Raw genomic sequence first — 1,049 nt, forward strand, 5'->3', positions numbered from 1 at the left:
GTTGCAATGAAAAGTAGAAAACAATATAGTCCCGATTTCAAAAAGGAAGCGGTAAAACTTCTTTTAACAAGTGGAAAAAGCCAAATGACTTTGAGCCAAGAATTAGGTATCACGCATGGTTTGTTAGGAAGATGGAAAAACGAATTCGATCTGGAAACATCCGAGAACGGCGATTTGAAAACATCAGCCGAACAAAGAATCAAAGCGTTGGAAAAAGAAGTATCCCATCTAAAGGAACAGAGGGATATATTAAAAAAGGCAATGGGCATCACTTTAAATCACTAGAAGAAAAGTTCCTCTTCATGCAAAGACTTTCGAAGGAAGGTCATAGCATTAGAGTGATGTCGGACTGTTTATGTGTTTTAAAAAGCGGATACTTTTCATGGCGAAAGCGTATTCCCTCAAAAACGGCAATAGAGAATATTCGAATATTAAAAGAGAGTCAAACGATCCATAAGGAATCAATGAATGTATATGGAAGTCCTTCCATTTTCAATAAACTAAAAGCGCAAGGAATGGTAATTGGAAAGAACCGTGTAGCACGAATCATGAGAAAAAACGGAATCCGCTCCATAATCATGAAGAAATTCAAAGCACCCAAGACAACTGATTCCAAACATAACTTTGGATATAGTCCTAATCTATTAAATCAATAATTCAATGTGGAAAAACCGAATGAAGTTCGGGTATCTGATCTTACTTACATACCTTATGCGAACGGCTTCCTTTATCTTTGCCAGATCAAAGATCTTTGTACGAAAAAAGTAGTTGGTTGGTCAATTGATACTCATATGAAAACGGAAATGGTATTAACAGCTTTGAGAAATTCCGTAATCAGACAAAAACCAAAAGAAGGATTAATCTTTCATTCAGACAGGGGAAGTCAATATGCAAGTATCGATTTCAGAGAAGCACTTACATTTCATAAAATGAATCAAAGTATGAGCAGAAAAGGAAATTGTTATGATAATGCTCCGGCAGAAAGTTTCTTCTCTACTTTAAAAAGAGAATTTACAAATCATCGAAGATTCAAAAATCTTGATGAAGCC

The 1,049-nt window shown here is 35.5% G+C and carries 3 protein-coding genes; all 3 read left to right on the top strand.

What is annotated here, in order from left to right:
• Positions 1–285, top strand: a 285-nt coding sequence (locus EHS11_RS02530; protein ID WP_246047540.1) for a transposase, incomplete at its 5' end; no start/stop codon positions are given.
• 56 nt (positions 286–341) lie between these two features.
• Entirely contained in the window at positions 342–656 is a 315-nt protein-coding gene (locus tag EHS11_RS20445; protein WP_425460531.1) for an IS3 family transposase, read from the top strand.
• A 6-nt stretch (positions 657–662) separates the two neighbouring features.
• On the top strand, positions 663–1,049 hold a 387-nt coding region (locus EHS11_RS02540), incomplete at its 3' end, for an IS3 family transposase (protein ID WP_135762853.1).

The organism is Leptospira ilyithenensis, from assembly GCF_004771005.1.
Lineage (GTDB): Bacteria > Spirochaetota > Leptospiria > Leptospirales > Leptospiraceae > Leptospira_A > Leptospira_A ilyithenensis.